Origin of the sequence: Streptomyces sp. NPDC002669 (assembly GCF_042889165.1) — a bacterium.
Classification (GTDB): Bacteria; Actinomycetota; Actinomycetes; order Streptomycetales; family Streptomycetaceae; genus Streptomyces.
This window is the reverse complement of record NZ_JBIAQQ010000030.1, coordinates 81,170-104,862: the sequence shown is the minus strand read 5'-3', so window position 1 is coordinate 104,862 and position 23,693 is coordinate 81,170. Positions and strand designations below refer to the sequence as shown.

23 protein-coding genes are annotated in these 23,693 nt (G+C 73.4%); 15 read left to right on the top strand and 8 right to left on the bottom strand.

Going from position 1 to position 23,693, the window contains the following annotated elements; translation table 11 throughout:
• The first annotated feature begins 405 nt into the window (after positions 1–405).
• From ACFYW1_RS32665 to ACFYW1_RS32605, 13 genes are all read left to right on the top strand, one after another.
• Positions 406–1,956: a phage tail sheath family protein gene (locus ACFYW1_RS32665; RefSeq protein WP_389001430.1), complete on the top strand. Its 1,551-nt coding sequence runs from the start codon at positions 406–408 to the stop codon at positions 1,954–1,956.
• Between the two features lie 86 nt (positions 1,957–2,042).
• Positions 2,043–2,486 carry a phage tail protein gene (locus ACFYW1_RS32660; RefSeq protein ID WP_148833117.1) on the top strand — a complete coding sequence of 148 codons (444 nt, stop codon included), beginning with the start codon at positions 2,043–2,045 and terminating at the stop codon, positions 2,484–2,486.
• Complete coding sequence (locus tag ACFYW1_RS32655) at positions 2,486–2,944, top strand: hypothetical protein (protein ID WP_389001427.1); 459 nt, start codon at positions 2,486–2,488, stop codon at positions 2,942–2,944. Before ACFYW1_RS32660 ends, ACFYW1_RS32655 begins: the two co-directional genes overlap by 1 nt.
• Complete coding sequence (locus tag ACFYW1_RS32650) at positions 2,941–3,084, top strand: DUF6760 family protein (protein ID WP_093896703.1); 144 nt, start codon at positions 2,941–2,943, stop codon at positions 3,082–3,084. The genes ACFYW1_RS32655 and ACFYW1_RS32650 overlap by 4 nt, the downstream gene beginning before the upstream one ends.
• 29 nt (positions 3,085–3,113) lie before the next feature.
• Positions 3,114–4,901: a hypothetical protein gene (locus ACFYW1_RS32645; protein WP_389001423.1), complete on the top strand. Its 1,788-nt coding sequence runs from the start codon at positions 3,114–3,116 to the stop codon at positions 4,899–4,901.
• 27 nt (positions 4,902–4,928) lie between these two features.
• Positions 4,929–5,366 (top strand): phage tail protein, encoded by a 438-nt coding sequence (locus ACFYW1_RS32640; RefSeq protein ID WP_148841589.1) that lies wholly within the window; start codon positions 4,929–4,931, stop codon positions 5,364–5,366.
• Positions 5,367–5,389: 23 nt separating this feature from the next.
• On the top strand, positions 5,390–6,178 hold the full coding sequence (locus tag ACFYW1_RS32635) for a peptidase M23 (RefSeq protein WP_389001452.1): 789 nt from the start codon (positions 5,390–5,392) through the stop codon (positions 6,176–6,178).
• Positions 6,178–8,184 carry a VgrG-related protein gene (locus tag ACFYW1_RS32630; protein WP_389001418.1) on the top strand — a complete coding sequence of 669 codons (2,007 nt, stop codon included), beginning with the start codon at positions 6,178–6,180 and terminating at the stop codon, positions 8,182–8,184. The genes ACFYW1_RS32635 and ACFYW1_RS32630 overlap by 1 nt, the downstream gene beginning before the upstream one ends.
• Positions 8,185–8,271: 87 nt before the next feature.
• Positions 8,272–8,565: a PAAR domain-containing protein gene (locus ACFYW1_RS32625; RefSeq protein ID WP_389001415.1), complete on the top strand. Its 294-nt coding sequence runs from the start codon at positions 8,272–8,274 to the stop codon at positions 8,563–8,565.
• 6 nt (positions 8,566–8,571) lie between these two features.
• Positions 8,572–8,985, top strand: a complete 414-nt coding sequence (locus ACFYW1_RS32620; protein WP_148841585.1) for a GPW/gp25 family protein — start codon at positions 8,572–8,574, stop codon at positions 8,983–8,985.
• Positions 8,982–10,940: a putative baseplate assembly protein gene (locus ACFYW1_RS32615; RefSeq protein ID WP_389001411.1), complete on the top strand. Its 1,959-nt coding sequence runs from the start codon at positions 8,982–8,984 to the stop codon at positions 10,938–10,940. Before ACFYW1_RS32620 ends, ACFYW1_RS32615 begins: the two co-directional genes overlap by 4 nt.
• 5 nt (positions 10,941–10,945) lie before the next feature.
• Positions 10,946–11,479, top strand: a complete 534-nt coding sequence (locus ACFYW1_RS32610; protein WP_389001408.1) for a phage tail protein — start codon at positions 10,946–10,948, stop codon at positions 11,477–11,479.
• Positions 11,476–12,552 (top strand): discoidin domain-containing protein, encoded by a 1,077-nt coding sequence (locus tag ACFYW1_RS32605; protein ID WP_389001405.1) that lies wholly within the window; start codon positions 11,476–11,478, stop codon positions 12,550–12,552. Before ACFYW1_RS32610 ends, ACFYW1_RS32605 begins: the two co-directional genes overlap by 4 nt.
• A 100-nt stretch (positions 12,553–12,652) precedes the next feature.
• On the opposite strand, the gene ACFYW1_RS32600 is transcribed toward ACFYW1_RS32605, so the two are convergent.
• The 5 genes from ACFYW1_RS32600 to ACFYW1_RS32580 all read right to left on the bottom strand — a co-directional run bounded on the left by ACFYW1_RS32600 (position 12,653) and on the right by ACFYW1_RS32580 (position 17,770).
• Complete coding sequence (locus ACFYW1_RS32600; protein ID WP_389001402.1) at positions 12,653–13,996, bottom strand: diaminopimelate decarboxylase; 1,344 nt, start codon at positions 13,994–13,996, stop codon at positions 12,653–12,655.
• A 118-nt stretch (positions 13,997–14,114) separates the two neighbouring features.
• Positions 14,115–15,350 (bottom strand): cytochrome P450, encoded by a 1,236-nt coding sequence (locus tag ACFYW1_RS32595; RefSeq protein ID WP_389001399.1) that lies wholly within the window; start codon positions 15,348–15,350, stop codon positions 14,115–14,117.
• A 71-nt stretch (positions 15,351–15,421) separates the two neighbouring features.
• Positions 15,422–16,816 (bottom strand): NAD(P)/FAD-dependent oxidoreductase, encoded by a 1,395-nt coding sequence (locus ACFYW1_RS32590; RefSeq protein WP_389001396.1) that lies wholly within the window; start codon positions 16,814–16,816, stop codon positions 15,422–15,424.
• On the bottom strand, positions 16,806–17,033 hold the full coding sequence (locus ACFYW1_RS32585; protein WP_389001393.1) for a ferredoxin: 228 nt from the start codon (positions 17,031–17,033) through the stop codon (positions 16,806–16,808). The genes ACFYW1_RS32590 and ACFYW1_RS32585 overlap by 11 nt, the downstream gene beginning before the upstream one ends.
• 164 nt (positions 17,034–17,197) lie before the next feature.
• The gene (locus ACFYW1_RS32580; RefSeq protein ID WP_389001390.1) at positions 17,198–17,770 is read right to left on the bottom strand and encodes a TetR/AcrR family transcriptional regulator; all 573 of its coding nucleotides are present in this window, start codon (positions 17,768–17,770) and stop codon (positions 17,198–17,200) included.
• Between the two features lie 97 nt (positions 17,771–17,867).
• Between ACFYW1_RS32580 and ACFYW1_RS32575 the strand changes: the two genes are divergently transcribed.
• Positions 17,868–19,460, top strand: a complete 1,593-nt coding sequence (locus tag ACFYW1_RS32575; RefSeq protein WP_389001387.1) for a carboxylesterase/lipase family protein — start codon at positions 17,868–17,870, stop codon at positions 19,458–19,460.
• Positions 19,461–19,506: 46 nt separating this feature from the next.
• On the opposite strand, the gene ACFYW1_RS32570 is transcribed toward ACFYW1_RS32575, so the two are convergent.
• The 3 genes from ACFYW1_RS32570 to ACFYW1_RS32560 form a co-directional block, all read right to left on the bottom strand.
• Positions 19,507–20,727 (bottom strand): mannosyltransferase family protein, encoded by a 1,221-nt coding sequence (locus ACFYW1_RS32570; protein WP_389001383.1) that lies wholly within the window; start codon positions 20,725–20,727, stop codon positions 19,507–19,509.
• Between the two features lie 78 nt (positions 20,728–20,805).
• Positions 20,806–21,240 (bottom strand): hypothetical protein, encoded by a 435-nt coding sequence (locus ACFYW1_RS32565; protein WP_389001380.1) that lies wholly within the window; start codon positions 21,238–21,240, stop codon positions 20,806–20,808.
• Complete coding sequence (locus ACFYW1_RS32560; protein ID WP_389001377.1) at positions 21,233–21,730, bottom strand: SigE family RNA polymerase sigma factor; 498 nt, start codon at positions 21,728–21,730, stop codon at positions 21,233–21,235. Before ACFYW1_RS32560 ends, ACFYW1_RS32565 begins: the two co-directional genes overlap by 8 nt.
• Positions 21,731–22,325: 595 nt before the next feature.
• On the opposite strand from ACFYW1_RS32560, the gene ACFYW1_RS32555 reads away from it, so the two are divergent.
• On the top strand, positions 22,326–23,546 hold the full coding sequence (locus tag ACFYW1_RS32555) for a helix-turn-helix domain-containing protein (protein WP_389001374.1): 1,221 nt from the start codon (positions 22,326–22,328) through the stop codon (positions 23,544–23,546).
• The last annotated feature ends 147 nt before the right edge of the window (positions 23,547–23,693 follow it).

Genomic DNA, 23,693 nt, shown 5'->3' with positions numbered 1-23,693 from the left:
TGCCCGCCGCACGCTGCAGCCGCTGAAGGCTGCGGGGATCGGCGCCGGGGACGGGGGCGGGGCGGTCACCGGCCGGACGCTCCGCCGCAGGCGCCACCGTACGCGAAACCTCCGTACGCGAGACCTCCGTACGGGCAGGGGCGGGGTCCTTCTCCGGAACCGCCCTCATCCACCCTCCCGGCCCACCCGCCCGCGCCTGTCGCCGTCCCAGGGTGTGCGCGGTGCCCGCGCGGTGCGCAGGGCATGCGGACCGAGGTCGGGGGCAGTGCCCGTCGGTACGCACAGCGCGGGGGAGTTGCCTGATCGGGCAGTGGCCGGTGCACGGGTGGGCGGCCGTGTGTCCGTTCCCGGTGATCGCCGCTGTCGCAAGAATTGCGGGCGTTCCCCGGCCAAGGAGAGACTCACATGCCGTCGTACCTGTCCCCGGGCGTCTACGTCGAAGAGATCGAGTCCGGGTCCCGGCCGATCGAAGGGGTGGGCACCTCGGTCACCGCCTTCGTCGGCTTCGCGCAGAAGGGCCCGTTCGACGAACCGACGCTGATCACGAACTGGAGCCAGTTCGCCGGCACCTTCGGCGACTTCGTGGAGGGCGCGTACCTGGCCTCCTCCGTGTACGGGTTCTTCGCCAACGGCGGCGGTGTCTGCTACGTGGTGCGCATCGACGACGGCACCGAGCACGTGGTGGACGACGGGGGCGCCCGGGTCGCGGGCAGCCTGCCCGCCGGGTCGGAGACGCAGCTCGGTCCGTACGCGGTGAAGCCCCGCCCCGGCGTGACCGGCGAGATCAGCGTCGAAGTGGCCGAGGCGGAGGGGGACGACCCGCCGTCCGACGTCTTCCGGCTGATCGTGAAGCGGGACGGCCGGCCCGCCGAGGAGTACCCGGGCGTCACGACCAAGCGCAGCAAGGAGAACGTCGCCACCCGGGTCAACTCCAGGTCCGAGCTGATCGAGATCCGCGAGACGGCCCGCGGCGCCGCACCCGCCCGGCCCGAACCGCAGAGCGTGACCCTGGCCCCCGCCGCCCCGGCGGCACCCGGCACCGGGGCGCTGACCCCCGAGCTGTACGTCGGCGACCCCGACCGCCGTACCGGGTTCGGCGGGCTCGAAGCGGTCGAGGAGATCACCACGGTCGTCGTGCCGGACCTGATGAGCGCGCACGAACGCGGGCTGCTGGACCTGGAGTCGGTCGTCGCCGTGCAGCAGGGGCTGATCAGCCACTGCGAGCTGATGGGCGACCGGGTCGCCATCCTCGACCCGCCGCCGGGGCTCAGCCCGCAGCAGATCCGGGCCTGGCGCACCGACCACGCCAACTTCGACTCCAAGTACGCCACGCTCTACTACCCCTGGATCCGGGTCGCGGACCCCTCGTCCGGGCGGGCGCGGCTCGTCCCGCCGAGCGGCCACGTCGCCGGGGTGTGGGCGCGCAACGACGAGTCGCGCGGCGTGCACAAGGCGCCCGCCAACGAGGTCGTGCGCGGGGCGGTCGCGCTCCAGACCCAACTGACCAAGGGCGAGCACGACATGCTCAACCCGATCGGACTGAACTGCATCCGGTCCTTCCCCGGACGGGGCATCCGGATCTGGGGCGCCCGCACGCTGGCCTCCGACCCGGCCTGGCGCTACCTGAATGTCCGGCGCCTCTTCAACTACCTGGAGGAGTCGATCCTCGCCGGTACGCAGTGGGTCGTCTTCGAGCCGAACGACGACGCCCTGTGGGCACGCATCCGGCGCACGGTCTCGGCGTTCCTGGTGAACGAGTGGCGCAAGGGGGCGCTGTTCGGGCTCACTCCGGAAGAGGCGTTCTACGTCAAGTGCGACCGCGAGACCAACCCGCCGGAGAGCATCGACGCGGGCCAGGTCATCTGCGAGATCGGGGTGGCACCGGTCAGGCCGGCCGAGTTCGTCGTCTTCCGCCTCTCCCAGCTGACCGGGGGGACCGGCGGCGTCGACGAATGACCGCCCCCTCCCCCGCGGGCGGCCGGGCCGGGCGGCGCGCACCTCTGAGATCCCTGTAGGCGGCAAGAGCGGTAAAGGAGTCTGTTGTGCCACTTCCCGATCTCGACAGCACCGTCGGGGCGTCGTTCGGCCTCGAATTCGACAGCGTCGTCATCAAGCAGATCACCGAGGTCAGTGGTCTGAAGATGGAGCAGGACGTCATCGAGCTGAAGCAGAACACCGCCGACGGCCGCTACGCCATCAAGAAGCTCCCCGGCCGGCCCAAGGCCGGTGAGGTGACCGTGACCCGGGGCCTGACCGAGGACAACAGCTTCGAGCGGTGGATCAAGGACTCCCGCTTCGGCCGGATGACCACGGCCCGCCGCAACGGCGCGGTCATCGTGTACGACCACGAGGGCATCGCCATCAAGCGCTACAAGCTCATCAACGCCTGGCCCAAGTCCCTGGAGATCGGCACCCTCAAGGCCGGTGACACCTCGGTCCTGACGGAGAAGCTCGCCATCACCTACGAGAGCATGGAACTCGACTGATGCGGCGTACGGCTCCGGCGGAGGCCCCCCGGCGGCCGGACGCGCACCTCCCGGAGGGCGGGAGCGCGCGGTCCGGCGGGCGGGAGCCGCTGCGCACCGAGTTCCCCTTCGAGCTGCCGCGCGGGTACGTCGACGACGCGGGCGTCGTGCACCGTACGGGCGTCATGCGGCTCGCGACCGCGCGCGACGAACTCGTGCCGCTGCGGGACGACCGGGTGCGGGAGAACTCCGCGTACCTCTCGGTCGTGCTCATCGCCCGGGTCGTGACCCGGATCGGCACGGTCGACGACATCCACCCCGGGGTCATCGAGGACCTGTTCGCCTCCGACCTGGCCTTCCTCCAGGACTTCTACCGGCGGATCAACGCCGAGGGGCACACCCGCGCCGCCGTCACCTGTCCCTCCTGCCAGGAGGAGTTCGCGGTGAATCTCGCCGGTGGCCGCCTGGGGGAATCGTGACGTACGCGGCCGACCTGCTCTACGAGGAGGTCGCGTACCTCGCCTACCACTTCCACTGGCCGCTCGATGAGCTGCTGGACCTGGAGCACCCGGAACGACTGAGGTTCGTCGCACAGATCGCTCGCCTCAACGGGCAGTAGCGGAGAGCGCGGGGAGGGCGGAAGAATCCATGGGCCTGATGTCCTGGCTGCGCGGCGACGGGCGCAAGGGTACGGACACGAGCACGAGTACGGGTACGGCTGAGGGGGCCGGAAGCGCGGCTGCCGCCCGGCCCGCCGGACCGCGCGAGCGCGCGGACCTGGCCGAACTGCCGCCCATCCAGCGGACCCTGGGCACCCAGGACCTGGTCATCGACCCCTCCGGCTTCCAGGGGTCGCTCTCCACCCGGCAGGACCCCGCCCTCGGCACCCCGCTCGGGCACCTGGTCAGCCCGGACGCGCCCACCGGGCTGGTGCACGGGGTCACCGCCCCCGCGGCCCCGGTCACCGCGGACCGTCCGTCGCCGGTGCAGCGGTCCGCGGAACGCGCGGAGGGACTGCCGGGCGGGGCCCGGTCCGTGCCCCTGCCGTCGCCGCGGCCCCTGCCTCCGTCCGTTCCCGTGCAGCGCGTCGTTCCGGGGGACGCTTCCGCGATGACGTCGGCCGGGGAGTCGGCCGTGGCGGAGCTGCCGGTGCGTCAACTGGTGGGGGAGCAGCCCCTCGTGACGGCAGCCGGATCGGCCGCTCCCGGGCCCGCGACGCCACCTCCGCCCCCGGCCCCGAATCCGTCCACGAGCCCGCACCCGCACCCGCTTCCGTCCGCGCCCCCGCCCGTGCAGCGCTCGGCGGCGGCGCCCGCTCCCGGTTCGCCCCGGCGCGTGCCGGGGCTCGGCGCGCCCATGTCCGCGCTGCCGCCGACGGCTCAGCGGCAGGCCGCCGCCGACGGGCCGGACGCGGAGTCCGGGGCGGCTCCGGCTGTCCCGGGCGCGGCGGATGCCGGGGTGCCCGCGGTGCCGCAGCCGGTGCCCGAGCCCGAATCCGGCGGGCCCACCGCGCCGTTGCTCGGTGACTCGCCCCTGCTCCCCGCCACGTCGGACCCCGCACCGCCGGCCCCCACGCCCGCGGTGCAGCGGACCCCCGCCGTGCCGTCGACGTCCCCCCTGGCGCCGCCCCCGAGCACCGATCCGGTCGCCCCGCTGCTCGCCGACCGTCCCGTACCGCTCCGGAACGGGCGGGACGAGGGTTGGGGAGCAGCGGTACAGCGTTCCGTGATGGACGGGGCGGGCGGGGGCGCACCGCTTCCGCCGGCCGGTACGGGGACGGTGCCGGGCTCCGTACCGGGTGGCGGGGCCCCGGCCGATGCGGTTCCGGTGCGCTGGAGCTCCGACGGGGGGAGCACGGCGTCGATGGTGGCGGTGACTCCGTCCGCACCGGCGGCGCTGCAACGCACCGTCGCCGCTCCGGGACGGGCGACGGGTGCGCCGCCCGCCTCCCCGCCGCTTCCCGCCGTGCAGCGCCGGGCGGCCGGGGGACCGCCGGTGCCCCGTTCGCTGGCCGCCGCCCCCGCCTCCTCCGTACCGTCCGTCCCCGCCTTCACCTCGGCGGGTTCGGTCGCCCTGGCCGCGGGGGTGGCCCAGCGGGCGGCCGACGGCAGCGTCGTCTTCGGCACCCCGCCGCCGTCGTACTCGTCGCCCGTCGTCCAGCGCGAGACGGAGGCCGAGGAACCGCCGCCCCCGGACCCACCCCGGGAACCCGGCCCCGGCCCCGAGCCGGCCCCCGGACCCGACGCCGACGACCGCGACGCACCCGGAGCCGCGGCCTCCGGCGGACCGCCCGGCCCGGGCGGCCGGGAGGGCGGCGCGCCCGTGGTCACCGACGAGCTGGTGCGCGCCCTGTACCCGCCGCTCAGCAGGCTCTTCAAGGCGGACCTGCGACTGGAACGCGAACGGGCGGGATTCCTCATCAACACCCGCCACTGAGACCGATGAGATCGAGAGGTACGCACCATGGCCACCGCCCAGGACGACGATCCCGCCGTCAGCGTCTGCTTCGTCGTCACGATCGACGACATCGAGCTCGGGTCGTTCAACACGTGCGACGGGCTGGGCTGCGAAGTGGTGCTCGAAACCCGGGAGGAGGGCGGCAACAACGGGCATCTGTGGCAGCTGCCGACCCGCCTGAAGTACTCGAACGTGAAGCTCTCCAGGCCGCTGACCAAGGAGACCGAGAAGGTGGCCCGCTGGTTCGCCACCATGACGACCGGGTTCAGCCGCAAGACGGCGCACATCGAGGCGCGGACCGGGGACGGGCGGAAGGTGGCCCAGTGGGGGCTGCTGGAGGTCGTGCCCGTCCGCTGGACCGGCCCCTCCTTCACCCCCGAATCGCCCAAGGTCGCGATGGAGACGATCGAGATCGCCCATCACGGCTATGTGATGGAGGGCTGAGCGTCGTGAGCGGTGCGGGTCCCATCGCCTTCAGCGCCGCCGGTACGGCCGGGGCGTCGGCGGCCACGAGGACGGGCCGGGGAGGTTCGGCCCGGCCCAAGCTGGAGCACGCCTACCTGGAGCTGCGGACCCCGCCGACCGGCGGCGGCCTCACCCCCGGCGGCCCGTGCGGGCGGATCGACTTCCAGTTCAACCCCAAGGAGCTGAGCCTCACCAAGGCCGCCTCCTGGAAGCGCAGCCCGGCCAAGGGCGCCAAGAGTTCCGGCCCGCCGGAGTACCAGGGCTCGCAGCCCAGCAAGCTCACCGTGGAGATGTTCTTCGACGCCAGTGACACCCAGGACACCCGGGTGGTGACCTCGGTGGAGCAGCTCTTCGCGTGCTGCGTGCCGACGAACGAGACCCGTCAGCAGCAGCGTTCCTCGCCGCCGTGGGTGGTGTTCCACTGGGGCGGCCTGACCGGGTTCCCCGGCTACGTGAGCCAAGTACAGGCGAAGTACACCCTGTTCACCACGTCGGGCGTGCCGATCCGGGCCGTCTGCCAGGTGACGATGGAGGAGATCAGCGGCGAGACGCCGGGCCAGAACCCGACCTCGGGTGCGCTCGCCGCCCGCCGGGTGCACCGGCTGGGCGCCGGGGACTCGCTGCCGTCGCTCGCCCAGCGCGAGTACGGCGACCCGGCGGCCTGGCGGGTGATCGCGGAGGCGAACGGCATCGACGACCCGCTGCGGCTGGCGCCCGGACGGCAGCTGCTGCTGCCCGCGCTCGACGAGCTGAGCCGGCTCGAAGAGGGCCGGGACGGAGGGCGGTCCTGATGGCGCCGCCGGGCGTCGCGTCGGCGCTGGTGGTGGAGTTCGGCGGCGGCCCGCTGCCGCCGAAGTTCGTGAACACGCTGGTCGAGGGGTACGTCGACGACAGCCGGACGCTGCCCGACCTGTTCCTCCTCCGGTTCCGCGACCCGGACCGGGTGCTGCTGGAACAGACCGGGCTGAAGATCGGCAGCGAGGCCAGGCTGCTGGCCCGCGCCGGTGGCGACACCGCGCCGAAACCGCTGCTGAAGGGGGTCGTCACCGCACTGGAGGTGGAGCTCGACGAGACCGGCACCTTCACCGTCGTGCGCGGGCTCGACGAGTCGCACCGGCTGTTCCGCGGGCGCCGGGTGGCCAGCTACCAGAACATGACGCTCGCCGACATCTGCGCCCAGGTCGCCCAGCGCGCCGGGCTGAAACCGGGCACGGTCGACGTGGCCGGGCCCGTGCTCGAACACATCGCCCAGCCCAACGTCACCGACTGGGAGTTCATCCGCGACCTGGCCGAGGAGGCGGGCGCCCAGGCGTACGTGCTCGACGGGCAGTTGCACATCACCCGGCCCGCGGAGGCGAGCGGCGCACCGGACGGTTCGGCGCGCGCCGACCGCAATCCGCTGGTGCTGGAGATGGGCAGCAACCTGCTGCGCTGCCGGGCCGGGGTGTCGTCCGCCGAGCAGGTCTCCGAGGTCGAGGTGCGCGGCTGGGACGTCAAGGCCAAGCAGCCGCTGGTCGGGCGGGCCCCCGCGGGGAAGTCGGCGACGCTGGAGCTCGGGGTGAGCGCGGCCGAGGTGTCCGCCCCGTTCGGCGAGGCGCGTTTCGTGGTCACGGACGCGGCGTACGGGGCGCAGGAACAGGTGGACCAGGCGGCGAAGGCCCTGGCCGAGCGGATCGCCGGGTCGTTCGCGGAGCTGGAGGCGGTGATCCGGGGGAACCCGGAGGTGCGGGCCGGCAGCACGGTGGCGCTCAACGCGGTGGGGGCACCGTTCGAGGGGCGGTACACGGTCACGTCGTCGCGGCACGTCTTCGACCCGGTGCGCGGGTACGAGACCTGGCTGACGGTGTCGGGGCAGCAGGAGCGCTCGCTGTTCGGGCTGACCGGCGGAGGGCCGGGGGCGGGTGGTTCCGGCACGGGGTCCGGCGGCGGGTCGAGGTGCGCGGGGCTGGTCAGCGCAACGGTCACGGACACCCACGACCCGGACGGTTCGGGCCGGGTCAAGGTGCGGTTCCCCTGGCTGTCGGACGAGTACGCGAGCGACTGGGCGCGCACCGCGCAGTCGGGCGGGACCAGCGGCGGCGAGGCGTTCATCCCCGAGGTCGGGGACGAGGTCCTGGTGGGGTTCGAGCACGGCCACCTGGACCGCCCGTACGTCCTGGCCGGTCTGTACAACGGGAAGGACCGGCCGTCCCAGGGAAGCGGGGGCGGTGGTTCCGGTGGTGGCGGCGGCGCGGGCGGTCCCGGCGGGGCGGCCGGGGCGGTGACCGCGGCCGTGACCGGCGGACCGTCCACCGGCGGGGCGCCCCCCGGCGGCGGCGCCCCGGAGACCGCCGCCCCGCTGGTGGACCCGACGAGCGGGGCCGTCAACCGGCGCTCGGTCGCCTCCAAGAGCGGCAACCAGCTGGAGATCCTGGACGACGCCAACGGACCGCAGGGCGTACGCCTGCTCACCGGCGACGGAAAGCTGAAGATCGACCTCGACCGCAAGGGCACCGTGATCGTGATCAACAGCGACGGCAGCGTGCACATCGAGGCCAAGCAGCAGGTGTCCATCAAGGCGGCCCGCGGGGTCGCGCTGGACGGCGGGCAGGGAACGCTCGAACTGAGCGGCGACAGCGTCACGCTGACCTCCCGCAGCGGAGTGAGCGTCGACGGCGGCAACGGCGAGGTGAAGCTCGCCACCGGTGGAACGGTGGACGTGCGGGGCGGCACGGTCGCGATCGACGGAACTCAGCGCACCGACATCAAGGGCGGCTCCTCCCTGGCCATCAACGCCCCCCTGGTGAAGATCAATTGACCGCACGGACAGGACGAAACGGACAGAGCGAGCGGACCGAACGGCGCAGACGCACCGGACGCACGAGAGCGAGAGGAACGGACTGCCATGTCAGCAGCCGCGGCGGCAGCCGCACGGGTCGGTGACCCCACCGGCCACCCCGGCACGGTCGGGCCGCCCGGCGTCCCGACCGTGCTGATCGGCGGGCTGCCCGCCGCCACGGTCGGCACCCCGCACCTGTGCGCCTCGCCGCCGCCCGCGGCGCACGCCCCGTCCGTGATCGCGCCGCCCGGCAGCGCCACGGTGCTGATCGGCGGCCGGCCGGCCGCCCGCGTCGGGGACCTCGCCGCCTGCGGCTCGCCCGTCGTGTCCGGGTGCCCGACGGTGCTGATCGGAGGCTGAGCGTCCATGGGACAGGAGTTCATCGGCGCGGGCTGGGCCTTCCCGCCGCGCACGGACGCCACCGGTTCCATCGCCCTGGTGCGCGGCGAGCACGAACTGGAGGAGTCGATCCGGCTGATCCTGGCGACGTCGCCGGGCGAACGCCCCATGCGGCCGGAGTTCGGCTGCGGCATCAACGACTACGTGTTCGCCCCGGCGGACGCGGGCACGGCCGGACAACTGGCGTACGAGGTGCGCCTCGCGCTGGACCGGTGGGAGCCCCGGATCGAGGTGACCGAGGTCGTCGTCCGGTTCGACGACGCCGACGAGGGGGTCCTGTACATCGACGTCGGCTACACCGTCCGGGGCGCCAACGACCCCCGGAACCTGGTCTTCCCGTTCTATGTGATCCCGCAGCACGAGGAGGTGGACGGCGCGTGACGCTGCCCAGCCCGCATCTGGACGACCGCCGCTTCCAGGGCCTGGTCGACGAGGCGAAGCGCCTCGTCCAGCAGCGCTGCCCCGAGTGGACCGACCACAACGTGTCCGACCCGGGCGTGACCCTCATCGAAGCCTTCGCGACCATGGTCGACCAGCTCGTCTACCGGGTGAACCGGGTGCCGGAGAAGAGCTATCTGACCTTCCTCGACCTGATCGGGGTCCGGCTGCACCCGCCCACCGCCGCCCGCACCGACGTGACGTTCCGGCTCTCCGCGCCCCGGCCCGAACCGGTACGGGTCCGGGCCGGCACGGAGGTCGCCACCGTGCGCACGGAGACCGAGGAGGCGGTGGTCTTCACCACGGTCGGTGAACTGTCCATCGTCCCCTGCGAGTTCGCCCACCTCGCCACCTGGCCGACGTCCGGCGACGCCGCCGACCGCACCGAGGAGCTGACGCTCGGCCGGGCCGTGCCCTGCTTCGGCGCCACGCCCGCCCCCGGCGACGCCCTCTACGTGGGCCTGTCCGCCGCCGTGCCGTCGGGAGTCGTCGTGCTGCGGCTGGACTGCGCGGTCGAGGGCGTCGGCGTGGACCCGCTGCGCCCGCCGCTGCTCTGGGAGGCGTGGGACGGCAGCGCCTGGACGGCCTGCGAGGTCGAGAAGGACGACACCGGCGGCTTCAACCGGTCCGGCGAACTGATCCTGCACCTCCCCCGGGGGCACGCCCCGGCCGTCGTCGTGCGCCGCACCGGCGGCTGGCTGCGCTGCCGCCTGGTGGCGGCCGAACCCGGGCAGCCCACCTACATGGCGCCGCCGGTGGTGCGCCGGATCACCGCGTTCACGATCGGCGCGACCGTCGGGGCCGTGCACGCCGAGACCGTGACCGACGAGGTGCTCGGCCCGGCCGAGGGCGTACCCGGACAGACCTTCACGGTGAGCCGCCCGCCCGTCGTCCCCGGCGAGTTCGTCGTCGAGGTCGCCGACCCCTCGGCGGGACCGGGGGGCACGGAGTGGACCCGGGTCGACGACTTCGCGCACTCCGGACCCGAGGACCGGCACGTCACGCTCGACCCCAACTCGGGGCGGGTCGAGTTCGGCCCCGCGGTACGGGAACGGGACGGCTCCGTCCGCCACTACGGGAAGGTGCCGCCGAAGGGCGCCACCGTGCGGGTGCGCTCGTACCGCACCGGCGGGGGCCTGCGCGGCAACGTGGCCCGCTCCACCCTCCGGGTGCTGCGCAGCGCCATCCCGTACGTGGCCCGGGTGGAGAACCGCCGCCCGGCGCTCGGCGGGGTCGACGGCGAGACGGTGGAGAGCGCGCGGGTGCGCGGCCCGATGACGCTGCGGACGCTGCACCGGGCCGTGGTGCCGCACGACTACGAACTGCTGGCCCGCGAGGTCGCGCCCGACGCGTCCCGGGTGCAGTGCATCCCGGCCGGCGGGGACTCGGACGTCGAGGCGGGCGGGGTGCGGCTGCTCGTCGTACCGGCCGGGCGCAGCGACGAACAGGGCCGCATCCAGTTCGACGAACTCGTCCCGCCGCAGCACACCCTGGCCCTGATCGCGGGCCACCTGGACGAACGGCGGCCGATCGGGGCCCGGTTGGTGGTCGAGCGGCCCTTCTACCAGGGGGTCACGGTGGTCGCCACGGTCCAGGCCCGCAGGGGCGCCGTGCTGGAGCGCGTGCGCGAGGAGGCACTGACCGCCCTCTACAGCTACTTCAACCCGCTGAGCGGCGGACCGGGCCGCGACGGCTGGCCGTTCGGCCGGCCGATCCAGTCGGGCGAGGCATTCGCCGTACTGCAACAGGTGGCGGGCGTGGACCTGGTGGAGGACGTACGCCTCTTCCCCGCCGACCCCGTGAACGGGCAGCGCGGCGAACCCACCACCAAGATCGCGCTGGACCGGCACGCGCTGGTCTTCAGCTACGAGCACCAGCTCCGGGTACGGGAGGCCTGACCGCCATGCGCACAGCCGTGACCGGCCTGCCGACCCCGCACCCGCTGATCGAACAGCTCCCGGCGGTCTACCTGGAGCAGGACTTCCTCCAGCGGTTCCTCGCGGCGCTCGACGACGTACTCGCCCCGGTCCTGCTCTCCATCGACAACCTGCCCGCCCACCTCGACCCGCGCAGCGCGCCCGAGGACTTCCTCGCCTGGCTGGCCCAGTGGGTGGCCGTCGACACCCGCTCGGACCAGCCGGTCGAGCAGCGGCGCGCGACGGTGCGCGGCGCGGTCGAGCGGCACAGCCGGCGGGGCACCCGGCGCGGTCTCTCGGAGGCGGTGTTCCTGGAGACCGGGATCGAGCCGGAGATCGTGGAGAGCGGTGGCACGGCGTGGTCGACGACGCCGGACACCCGGTTCCCGGGCAGCCCGCGGCCGTGGGTGACGGTCCGGGTCCGGGCCGCCCAGCCGTACCAGGTCGACCGGGTGCGGCTGGAGGAGCTGATCCGTACGGAGATCCCGGCACATGTGGGCTTCGATCTGGAGGTCCTGTGATCTGCGAGACGTGCGGGCAGAACAACGCACCGGGGACGCAGTTCTGCACGTCGTGCCAGGCGTACCTGGAGTGGGAGGAGCCGGAGAGCGGGACCCCGGCGCCCTCCACCACCCGGCCGCCCCGGGCGCACTGGAATCTCCGCGTTCCCCCGGCCGCCCCCGCGCCCCCGCCGCGGCCCGAGCCCGAACCCTCCCCGCAGCCTCCCGTCCCCGCGACCGCCGCCCCGCGTCGCCCCGGCGACGGGGCGAGCGAGCCGGTTCCGGGGCCCGAGGCGCTGCCCGACGCACCCCCGGCTGCCGCGCCCGCGCCCCCGGGGCCGCCGCCCGCCGCGCCCGTCCGCTGCCCCAACTGCCGTACGGAGAACGCCCCCGACCGCACCCTGTGCGTGCGGTGCGCGCTGCTCCTGGACCCGGGGCCGCCGCCCGGCGTCCGGCCCCCCTGGTGGCGCCGGATCCTCCGGCGGCGACCGCGGCAGGCGCCCGTCGCGGGCACCCGGCCGCGGCACCGGCTGTGGCGCCGCCCCGGTCTGGCGCTGCCGATCGTGCTGGTCCTGCTGGCCTGCGGGGTGTGGTTCGCCCTGCCGCACCTGTCCGGGTGGCTCGGCCTCGCCAAGGACGAGACCGGGACGCCGGAGGCGGTGCCGCCCACCCGGTTCCGGGCCTCCAGCACGGCCCCGGGCCATCCGGCGGGCGCGGCGTTCGACGGCTTCAACAACCGTTACTGGGCACCCGCGGAGGCGGGACCCGACACCGGGGTGGGCCAGTACCTGGAGTGCGACTTCGAGCAGCCGGTACGGGTGCTGAAGGTGGTCCTCTTCCCGGGTGTGTCGGCCAGGAAGGACGAGTTCCTCGACCAGGCCCGCCCGGCGCGGATCACCGTCCGGCTGACCTCCGCCGACGGCACGTCGGTCGAGCGGAGGCTGAGGCTCAAGGACCAGCCGGGCCCGCAGACCTTCGACCTGCGCGGTTCGGAGATCGTCCGGGCCCGGCTCACCACCGGGGCCGCGTACGGGGCGGGCCGCGACCGCCGACTCGCCCTCGCCGAGGTCGAGTTCTTCGGCCGCAGGCCCTGAGCCGTACGCCGGAGGCCCCGGTCCGGTGCCCTGGGGGCCGTACGCCGGGAAGCCTTTGGGCCGGTGCCCTTCGGGCCGTACGCCGAAAAGCCCGCCGGCTTCACCCGGCGCGCAGCTCCACCAGGGCGTCCACCTGCGCGAGCCCGCTCTCCTCGACCACCTCGCGCACGCTCTGCGCCGCGCGCACCGGCGCGAAGCGCACCTGCCCGTCGGCGCCCGTGCGATAGCCGTACACGGCGGGCCGGGGCAGCGAGTTGTACGAGAAGTGCGAGGAGAAGTAGTACGCCCCGGTGTCGTACAGCGCCACCACGTCACCGGGCTCGACGGCGGGCAGTTCGCGCCCGGTCGCCGTGAGGTCACCGGCGAAGCAGCAGGGGCCGGCGATGTCGACGACCTGGACCGGGCCCTGCTTGGGGCGGCCCGAGGCGTCGAATATCCCGACGCGCAGCGGCCAGGCGTCGGGCATGAACACGGTACGGGTGGCGACCTGGGCCCCCGCGTGGGTGACCGCGATCCGCCGTCCGCCCGCGGACTTCGTGTACTCGACCAGGGTCGCGACGGTTCCGCTCTTGGCGAGCAGCGACCGCCCGAACTCGGTGACGAGGGCGTAGCGGCCGTCGAGGAGCCCGGGGGCCGCGGCGCGCAGTTCGGCGACGTAGTCCGCGTACGTGGGGCGGTCGTCCTCGTCGTCGAAGTTGACGGGCAGGCCGCCGCCGATGTCGAGTGCGACGATCTGGGCGCGGCCGAGCCGTTCGTTGATCTGCTCGGCCAGGTCGTGGGCGGCCCGGACGCCCTGGGCGATGAGCGGCAGCGGGCAGCCCTGGGAACCGACGTGCGCGTGCAGCCGGTTGAGCCAGGGCCGGGCCGCGAATGCCTCCGTCACCGCCTCGACGGCCCCCGGGTCGCGCAGCGCGACGCCGAACTTCGAGGTCGCCGTCGCGGTGCTCATCGCCCCGATGGCACCCGCCCCCACCTGGGGGTTGACCCGCAGCCCGATCGGCCCGGCGGGCTCCCGCCCGGCGAGCAGGCGGTCCACCCGGGCCAGTTCCTGGAAGTTGTCGAGGTTGATCGCGATGCCGTGCGCGAGGGCGAACTCCAGCTCCTCGACGGTCTTCGCCGGGCTGTCGAAGACGATCCGGTCGTACGGGAAACCGGCGGCGAGGGCCTGTTCCAGCTCCCCGGGCGAGGCCACCTCGCAGCCCATCCCGGCGTCCGCGAGCAGCCGGAGCACCGGCACGAGGCCGCACGCCTTGGCCGCGAAGGTGTGCTGCACGGTGGCCGGGCCCGCGAACGCCTCGTTCAGCGCGGCCACCGCGTCCAGCACGCCGTCGACGTCGAGCAGACCGATCAGGGGCGACCGGGGGCCGAGCAGCCCCTCCCGGACCGCGTGTGCCAGCGCCGCGTCACGGGCGTCACCACGCCGTTGGGCCGAACCGGAAGTCACCTGAACCACACTCCGTAGGTCGGTGGTGCACCGTGCCCACCGGGACGGGGCGGGCCGTCCGCACATCATCGCCGCCCGCCCCGGCCCGGGACAGATGTCCGGACCGACCTGCCTCCGGTCAGGTGCCCAGTGCGTCGAAGGCGACCTCCAGGTGCCGGGGCCCGCGCAGCACGGCGTTCTGACGGTACGGGGGCGGGTCCGCCACCAGCCGGGGGTTGTCGAGCCTGCGGGCCAGTTCGGTCAGGGCGATCTGCGCCTCCAGCCGGGCGAGGGGCGCGCCGAAGCAGTTGTGGATGCCGCTGCCGAAGCCGAGGTGCTGGTTGTCCCGGCGGCCGGGGTCGAAGCGGTCGGGGTCGGCGAACCGTTTCGGGTCCCGGTTGCCGGAGGCCAGGACGAGCCAGACGGAGGCGCCCCGGGGGATGGTGGTGCCGCCGATGTCGATGTCCGCGACGGTGGTGCGCTGCGGGAGCAGCTGCACGGGCGGTTCGAAGCGCAGGAGTTCCTCCACGAGCGGGGCGGCCAGCGCGGGGTCGGTGCGCAGCCGTTCGAGGACGTCGGGGTTGCGCAGCAGGGTGAGCATCCCGTTGGTGATGAGGTTGACCGTGGTCTCGTGACCGGCGATCAGCAGCAGGGCGGCGGTGCTGAGCACCTCCATCCGGGTCATCCGCCCGTCGGCGCCGTGCTGGGTGACCAGGGCGGAGAGCATGTCGTCACCGGGAGCCCCGCCGCGTTCGTCGATGAGCCCGGCCAGGTACCGGCCCAGGTCGGTGCGGGCCTGCCGGGTGGCGCGGCGGTTCTCGCCGGGGTCCTGGCCGGGGGCCGGGTCGAGACCGGCGGCGATGGTGTCGGCCCAGGAGTGGAAGCGCGCCTCGTCCTCGCGCGGAACCCCCAGCAGCCGGCAGATCACGGTCACCGGGAACGGGTACGAGAAGTCGTCGACCAGGTCCACCTGCTTCCGGTCCCCGAAGTCGTCGATGAGGCCGGAGACGATGCGGGTCAGTTCGCCGCGCATGTCGTGCACGCGCCGGGGCGTTTCCGGCGGCCCGAACGGACGCATCGTCATCCGGCGCAGCCGGTCGTGCTCGGGCGGGTCCAGCCGCAGGAAGGCGGGCGGCAGCGGCGAGTCCTCCTCCTCCTGGAGCAGGGTGCCGGCGGCGCCGGGGGAGAGGTTGCGGGCGTCCGAACTGATCCGCGGATCGTGCAGCAGGCCCTTGATCTCCCAGTACGTGCTGACGACGAACAGGTCGTCCCCGTCCCGGAGCACCGGGGTTTTGCGGAGTTCGGCGTACAGCGGATAGGGGTCGGCGCGGGCGGAGGGGTCGAGGATCCGCCGCAGGAGCGTGTCGTGCGTCATGGTGGTCGGTCCTTGCCGGCGTCGGGGCGGGCGGCGCGTCGCGCGGCCGTGCCCAAAGAGGGAGGGGGAGGTCAGGCCCGGGCGGGGGTGAACGTGATCCGCTGCTCGGTCGGCGAGTAGCCGCTGACGGTGACGGTCGGCCCGTGCGTGGGCAGCGAGGGGTCCGGGAACTCGGCCGGGACCGGCCGCAGGCCCTCGGGGCGGCTGTCCACCACGGAGTGCTCCGGCGGGAACACCGCGGCCGACTCGATCTGCCGCTGGTAGAACTCCAGCCACTTCGTGCCGTCGAAGGAGACGGCGGCGATGACCCGCCCCTGGTACCCGTACGCGCAGACGAAGCGGCGTTCCGCGAGCGAGCCCTGGGCCACGACGAGTTCCTCGCCCAGGGACGGGACGCCGACCGACTTGATGTTGACCCCGAACTGGGCGGACCAGAAGGCCGGGACCCACAGGTGCGGGCGGCGCTCCGAACTGCTGCTGATCATGTTGTGCGCCGCCGTCTCGGCCTGCGCGACGGCGTTGCCCCAGTGTTCGAGGGACAGGAACTGGTACCCGAAGAGCGCGTGCGGGGACCGGGCCACGTCACCGGCGACGAAGACGTCGTCGGTCACGATGCCGCGGAAGTCGAAGGCCCGGCAGCCGGCGTCGCAGGCGATCCCGCGCGGCCCGGCACCGAGCCCGGAACCGGCCAGCCACCCGGTGTTCCGCTGCGCGCCGAGCGAGACGACGGCGACGTCCGCGTCGAGGGTGGTGCCGTCCGACAGATGGGCGCGCCGCAGCCGTCCCGCCGAGTCGCCCTCCAGCGCGGTGACCATGATCCCGCAGCGCAGGTCCACGCCGTGCTCGCGCTGGAGCTCCGCGGCCACCCGGCCGATCACCCCGCCGAGGGCGCCCACGAGGGGGGTCGCCCCGCGTTCGGCGACGGTCACCGCGAGGCCGCGCTCGCGGCAGGCGGACGCGATCTCGGAGCCGGTGAAACCCGCGCCGATGACCAGCACCCGGCGGGGCGATGCCGCCAGCCGCCGCTGCAACCGGGCCGCGTCCTCCCGCGTGCGCAGCGTGAAGACTCCGTCCAGCGCGGCCTCGGCCTCGTGCGGCCACGGCCGGGCGTGGACGCCGGTGGCGATCAGCAGCCGGTCGTACGCCACCTCGTCGCCGTCGGCCAGCCGGACCTTCCTGGCCGCCATGTCCAGCCCGGTGGCGGCGACCCCCAGCCGCCAGTGCGCGTCGAGCGCCGCCCGCCGGGGCAGCGCGGTGCGGTCGGCGGCCGCGTGGCCCAGCAGGACCTGCTTGGAGAGCGGGGGCCGGTCGTACGGTTCGTGGGGCTCGTCGCCGATCAGCGTGAGCGAACCGGTGAAGCCCTCCTTGCGCAGGGTCTCCGCGGCCCGGAGCCCGGCGAGGGAGGCCCCGACGATCACGATCCGCCCCTTGCGCCTCAGCCGTTCCAGGGCATCGTCACCGGACATCGGACGGCCCCTCGTTCTCCGGGGCGTCCGGCTCATCCACCAGGATCGCCTGTACGGGGCACGCGGTGACGGCGCGCAGCACCTGCTCCCGATGGGCCCCGTCGGCGTGCGGGTTGTACAGCAGCGACTCCTCGCCGTGCATGACGAAGACGTCGGGGGCCAGGAAGGCGCACTGCGCGTATCCCTGACACCGGTTGAGATCGACGACAAGCCTCATCAAGGGGCCGTCCCTTCCAGTAGTGCTCCCGCCCAGGCTGCGAGGGCGGTACTGGATGCGCGACCACGGGCGGACCAGTGGGGTCATCACCCGATCACGCCCGGTCGGTCGCCGTCACGCCCGGACGGCCTCGGCGCGCCGGGCCGGTGGCGGCCCGTACGGCCTCAGCGCGCGAGGTCGGCCAGGTCGCGCAGCCCCTGGAGTACCTCGGCGGCGGAGGGCGCGGACTCCGGGTCGCCGAGGCACTGGATCATCACGCCCGACATCAGCGCCATCTGGACGCTGCCGATGGTGCGCACGGAGTCCTCCGGCACCTCGTCCTCGGGGACGCTCCGCAGGAGGGCCGCCATGCCGCGGCGGCCCTCCGCGAGGCCCGCGGCGAGCGGGGCGCGCAGCTCGGGCCGGCGCCGGGCCTGCATGAACAGCTCCACCGAGGCCAGCCACAGATCGGGGTGGGCGGTGAAGTCCGCGACGAGGGACTCCCACATCCGCTCGAAGTGCCGCTTCGCGGACCCGTCGGCGTCGGGGACGAGGGCCCGCCCCATGGAGTCGCCCCACTCGTCGAGGATCTCGAACAGGGCCTGGTTGAGCAGCGCTTCCCGGGAGCCGTAGTGGTAGCCGATGGCGGCCATGCTCACGCCCGCCGCGGTGGCGATGTCGCGGACGGTGCTGCGGTCGTACCCCTTTTCCCGCAGGCACTCCTTGGCGCCGACGAGCAGGGCTTCACGGTTCCCCATGCGCGGCAGGTTACCACCACCTGGATCGAACGCATCAGGCGATCGATCCAGACATCTGTATTGCGCGATCGCCCAAATCTGTCTAACGTGCTGCCGCATGAGACACACCAGGAACGTTTCCCAGTGGTTCGTCACCGCGTTGGCGCTCGGGGGGCTGGCATGGGGCCTGGCCGCACCCGAACCCGCGGCGGCCCGGACACCGGCCCCGGCCGGCGCCTCGAAGACGCGGGACGTCGGCACCGTCGTCGACACGACGGCGGGCAAGGTGCGCGGCACCGCGAACGGGCGGCTGCGCAGTTTCCGGGGCATCCCCTACGCGGCCCCGCCGACCGGCGAGCTGCGCTGGACCCCGCCCCGGCCCGCCGCGCCCTGGACCGGGGTGCGCGACGCGACCGCCCCCGGATCACCGTGCGCCCAACCGGCGGGACTCCCGATCGGCACGCCCGGTGAGAACGAGGACTGCCTCCACCTGAACGTCACCGCGCCCGCCCGCACCGACGGCAGGCTCCCGGTGATCGTCTGGATCCACGGCGGCAGCCTGATGTACGGCAGCGGGGACATGTACGGGCCCGACCGGCTGGCCGCCGGGGGCGCGGTCGTCGTCTCGGTGAACTACCGGCTGGGGGTGATGGGATTCCTGAGCGGCACCACCGTCGAGGGGGCCGACGGCCTCGGCCTGGAGGACCAGCAGGCGGCGCTGCGCTGGGTCCGCGCCAACGCCGCCGCCTTCGGCGGTGACGCGCGCAACGTCACGATCATGGGGGAGTCGGGCGGCGGCTACAGCGTCTGCGACCACCTCGCCTCGCCCCGCTCGGCCGGACTCTTCGACCGGGCCGTCGTGCAGAGCGCACCGTGCGCCACCGGCGGCACCCGGACCCGGGCCGAGGCGGAGGCCGACGCCCGACGGATCGTCAAGGCGCTCGGCTGCGACAGGAACGAGGACGGCGGCAATGGCGAGCACACGGAGTCCTGCCTGCGCCGGGCGTCCGCGGCCGACCTGCTGAAGGCGTACGGCCCGTTCAACGAGCCCCGTCCGGTGGCCGGTACGGAACTGATGCCGCTGTCCCCCGCGGAGGCGCTGCGCACCGGCCGGTTCAACCGGGTGCCCGTGCTCGTGGGCGTCAACCACGACGAGGAACGCGGCAGCGTGCTCGGCCGGGAACTGGCACCGGGCGGCGCGCCCATGAGGCCGGAGGAGTACGAACCCGCCGTCCGGCAGGCGTTCGGCGACCGGGCCGACGACGTACTGGGCCGCTACCCGCTCTCCCGCTTCGCCTCGGCCGGTGAGGCCCTCGCCACGGCCATGACCGACGCGTCGTGGTCGGCACCGACACTGGACACCGCCCGGCTGCTGTCGCGCTGGACCCCGACCCGGATGTACGAGTTCGGCGAACGCGACACCCCCTGGTTCAAGGGGTATCCGGCGCCGAGCTTCGAGCAGCGGGCCCAGCACATGTCCGAACTGGCCTACCTCTTCGACCTGGACCTGTTCCAGGCCGTGAAGCCGGAACAGGCCGGGTTCCGCGACCGGATGATCCGTACCTGGGTGGAGTTCGCGGCCTCGGGCCGTACGGACTGGCCCGCCTTCCGGGGCGCGGACGGACACGTGCAGACGCTGTCCTCCTACGCCTGGGGCCGCACGGACTTCACGCGCGACCACCACTACCGGTTCTGGAAGCGGCACGGCTGACCGGGAAGCCGGAGAAGGAGCGCGGACGGGCCGGCCGCCGCACGGCTCAGCCGGCCCACCGACCGGAGAGGAAGGTGACGGCGACGACCGCCATCAGGGGGGCCACGACGGCGAGATAGGCGGTCCTGACGCGCGGGCTGCGCAGACTCCAGGCGGCGAGCCCGGTCCACAGGGGCCACCACAGCAGGGTCGCGCGGGGCAGGGAGGTGTACCAGTAGGACGTGCCCAGCGCCCACAGGCTGACCGCGATGTACGCCGCCTCCGCCCAGCGCCGCCGCCGCAGCAGCACCCCGCACAGCACCAGGCCGATGACCATGGTGAGGAGTTCGGCCTGGGACATCAGGGCGTAGCCGGTGGGCTGGGAGTGGCCGAAGGCGGCGTGCCAGGTGTTCTTCCACGCCTCCCAGGGGGCGTGGAAGTCGCGGTACCAGCCGCGCTCCTCGGCGTGCTTCCAGGCCATCCAGTCACCGGTGTGCACCTGGAGGTACCAGCTGTGGAGCAGGGGCGGCAGGGCGGGCAGCGCCAGCCAGGGCAGCCGGCGCCAGTGGGCGGGGGTGCGGACGGTCACCAGGAAGTGGACCGCCAGGGCCCCGGCGAGGAAGAGCCCGCTGACCCGGACCGTGGTGGCCAGGCAGGTGAGGACGGCCGCCAGCGGCCAGTTGAGGCGCTGGGCGGCCAGCCAGGCGGGCAGGGCGAACGCGAGGAAGAGCGCCTCGGTGTAGCCGGCGGCCAGGAAGACCGCGCACGGGGACAGCAGGAAGAACAGCGCCGCTCGCGGTCCCGCCCCCTCCTGCGGCAGGTGCAGCCGGGCGATCCGGGCCAGGGCCAGTACGGCGACGCCCCCGGCGACGAACGAGATCAGCGCACCGGCGGCCGGCCAGCTCGGGACGACGGTGTGGACGGCCCGCAGCAGGAACGGGAAGCCGGGGAAGAACGCCTCCCTGTTGTCCCAGTCGGGCGTCCAGGGACCGGTCCCGTCCGGGAAGTACCCGGACTGGGCTATGTGCAGGTAGTGCCACCAGTCCCACCGCTGCCACGAGGAGAAGAACGAATCCGCGTGGCGGGCCTTCCCGTCGTCGGGGAACAGCCACCGGGTGCAGTACGCGAGGGTCCAGACGCCCACCCGGGTCAGCAGGTACAGCCACAGCACCTCGCGATCGGCGGCCCCGATCCGCGCCACCGGCAACCGCGACCACAACCGTGACCGTGGCGGCAACGGTACGGACGACGGACGCTCACGCCGCCGTTGCGGGGTCAGAAGGCTCACTGCACATCTCCTGGGTCGTTCTCGCGCGTGCCGAACAGCTCGGACGGCCCCGGCGGACCGTCCGGCAAGGACTCGGGATCAGGGCGGCGGCAGGGTGGCGCTCCGGGTGGGGGAGGCCGGCGTTTCCGACAGGGTCCGGGTGGGCGCGCTCGGCGCGTTCGACGGGTTCCCGCCGGAGGAGGGCGTGTACGACGGCGGCAGGGTGGTCTGCGGCGAGGTGGGCGAGGACGTCGAGGGCGAGGGCTTGGTGGGGGAGGGCGAGGGCGAGGGAACGGGGGACGGGGTGGTGGCCGGCACGGTGGTACCCGGACTGTCGGGCAGCAGCGAGGCCACGGCCGCACCCGCACCGGAGAAGACCAGACAGGCCCCCACGGCCAGCGCGACCATCCGGCGCCGGTGGGCACGCGCGCCGCGCTCGGTGATGTACGACGGCGGAGCGGAACGGGCACGGGCCTGCCCGGTGGCCGCGGCCTCCTTGAACAAGGACCCCAGCGGGTCGTGGGACTCAGGCACGGGGCCCCTCCTCGGTGCGCGGATCCTGCAGACGGTGCGAGAGCGTGGCCCGGCCCCGGGCCAGATGCGTCTTGACGGTGCTGGCCGACAGACCGGTCTCGGCGGCGATCTGCTCGACGGTCAGATCGCAGACGTAGTGCAGGGCCAACGTGCGGCGCTGCTTGGGCGGCAGCTCCCGCAACGCCTCCACCAGGGCCAACGACTCCGTGCCGGGCGCCTCCGAGTGGGGCGGCACACCACTGCGCCGCCAGGCGTCCGCGGCCCGCCGCCGCCCCCGCCACCGGCTCACCGCCAGCCGCCACGCGACCGTGCGGATCCACGCCTCGGGCTGCCCGTCACGATCGAGCTGGCGCCGCCGGCTCCACCCCTTGACGAACGCCTCCTGCACCACGTCCTGCGCCTCGTGCTGGTCGCCGAGCATCACAAACAACTGCCCGGTCAGCCGGGCCGCCGTCTGCGCGTAGAACTCTTCGAACTCCTCGACGGTCAACAAACAACTCCTGGCTCTCCTCGGTCTCACCCGGCATACGCCCGGCACCCCTCATCCGGACGACACGAAACCCGAAGAACCCACAGTGACCCCGCTCACACCCCCCACCGGGCCCGGCACACCCCACCCCCTCCACATCCCGACCACCCGGCCGAACCCCCCACGGGCCCGGCGGTCCCGGCGGTCCGGGAGGGCCCCGGTCGAACCGGCTGGAGAACGCATCGCGGTCCAGGCGTCCTGGATGTACACCGGTGCTGTTCGCGCCTCGGCGTCGCGCCCGCCGCTGCCCCGATCCACCGGCGACGGCCGAGGTCATAGGGGGTATCGGGCGCGGCCCGAGTCTCGCCGCATCGTTCGGCGAGAGGTAATGGCGAAGAGGGTGAGATTTGAACTTCTGGCTGAAATTAAATGATTCACCTCTCGCCCGTGGAATGTGCCACGGGCGAGAGAGAGGGCAGGGGACTGCTGTCGTGAGGAAGAGGAAACAGGAAACTTCCCCGTATCCGGGTGACGTGGAGTGTCGCCGTGCAAGACTCTTCGTCACAAGCAGTCAGGGAATTGGCTGCACAGGGAGAAGCTCGAGGAAGGCGGAGGCATGGAAGTCCCTTTACGCTTTGGTGCGGAGTTGCGTCGTCTGCGTCAGGACGCGGGTATGACGCTGCAAGAACTGGCCGATGCCATGAGCTACAGCAAAGGTCACCTCTGCAAGATCGAGAGAGGCGATAAAACCCCGGCGATGGATTTTGTGCAGCGGTGCGACGCGTTCTTCGCAGCGGATGGGAAGCTGCGGCGAACAGTCGAATCCGATGCGGTTACCGCAGAGGGGCGGCCGACAATGGCGCGCCGCCAGGTGATCGCCACGGGCGTCGGCTCGCTGCTTGCCGTCGCACTGCCGGAAGGTGCCAGGGAGGAGCGTGCCGATGCCACGGCGTTGCCCCCGGACGCGCTGTTCCACGACCAGTTGCATCAGATGAGGCGGTTGGGCCAGAGCACCGCCCCCTCCGTCCTGTTGCCCGTCCTGCAGGCCCAAGCTGTGACGGTGACCACGCTCGCCTCCCAGGCGGCGGGTTCCACCCGGTCCGGCCTGCTCATTGCCGCGTCCCGTTTCGCCGAGTACATCGGGTGGATCGCTCAGGAAGCCGGTGATGAGGCCGACGCCCTGAAGTGGACGGCCCAGGCGGTGGAGCTGGCGCGGGCCGGGGGCGACGGTCACCTGGCGGATTACGCGTTGGTGCGTCGTGCGCTCGTCACCTTCTACAACGGGCAGGCGTCGGAGACGATCGCTCTTGCGCAGCAGGCCCAGAAGGGCAGTGTGCCGCCCCGGATCCGTGGACTGGCCGCCCAGCGAGAAGCGCAGGGGCACGCGCTCGCCGGCGACGAGAGGGCCTGCGGGAAGGCGCTGGAACGGGCACGCACACTCCTTGCCGCAGGGGCGGAGCCGACGGGAGCCCCTGTGCTGGGCACGACGCAGTTGGCCGACCCGGTTTCCATGGTGACCGGTTGGTGTCTCTACGACCTGGGACGGCCCAAGGAAGCGGCTGCGGTACTGGGCCGGGAATGCCGGCGCATCGCCCCCCACGCCCTGACCACCCGCATGCGGTACGGACTCCGCAGCGCTCTCGCCGAAGCTGCTTCGGGCGAGATCGAACGCTCATGCGAAACAGCCCGCGAACTGCTGGCCTTCGCGAAGATCATTCCCTCTGCCACGGTCCGTGCGGACGTGCGCCGACTCGACCGTGAGTGGTCCCGATTCCGGGGGCATCCCACCGTACGGGCTCTCCGTCCGTCGCTGGTGAACGTTCTCGACCCCAGCTGACCGTTCCTTTCGCCACGAGGTCGGCGGAAAGACCTCCCGCGCGCCCGGTCGTCGAATTGGGTTTGGCTTGAATTACTGCTTACGGTCCGGCATGCCCCCCGGTGCAGGGAAACTCTCTGAACCTTCCCGGGATGGTATGGGGATGAT